Raw genomic sequence first — 396 nt, forward strand, 5'->3', positions numbered from 1 at the left:
TTAGAAAACAAGAACAATAAGAATAAATAGCTAATCAACCGCAAGGAGAAATTAGTTCTCGCAAGAGAGTAAATTATGGAAAGCCGGATGCTGGGAAACTTGCTTGTCCGGTTTGGACGGGGGCTGATTGTAAATAAAACAGCAAAGACAAATCGCTGAATAAAACGCAATTAATCTATCCGTATACATAGTGCCAAAAGAATTTTTCAAGCTTTGCGTATAGAAGTTAATCAAGAATTAAAATGTTTAAAAGTAGCTTTAGAACAAAGTGGGCGCAAAAGATGCGCATAATTCCGCTATTTAACGCATAGCCTGGAGTGATAATCTCCAGAGGTCACGTAAACACTGTAAGGTGGGCTTGATTAATTGTCTTGAAAAAGTAATTAATAACAGCAA

The 396-nt window shown here is 36.4% G+C and carries 1 pseudogene; it reads left to right on the plus strand.

From position 1 onward, the window contains the following. Positions 1 to 186 precede the first annotated feature (186 nt). Positions 187 to 270 (plus strand): annotated as a pseudogene (gene mraW / locus KHD59_RS02435) (16S rRNA (cytosine(1402)-N(4))-methyltransferase); the annotation flags it as partial. Positions 271 to 396 lie beyond the last annotated feature (126 nt).

This window comes from Sesame phyllody phytoplasma, assembly GCF_018390775.2.
Classification (GTDB): Bacteria; Bacillota_I; Bacilli_A; order Acholeplasmatales; family Acholeplasmataceae; genus Phytoplasma; species Phytoplasma australasiaticum.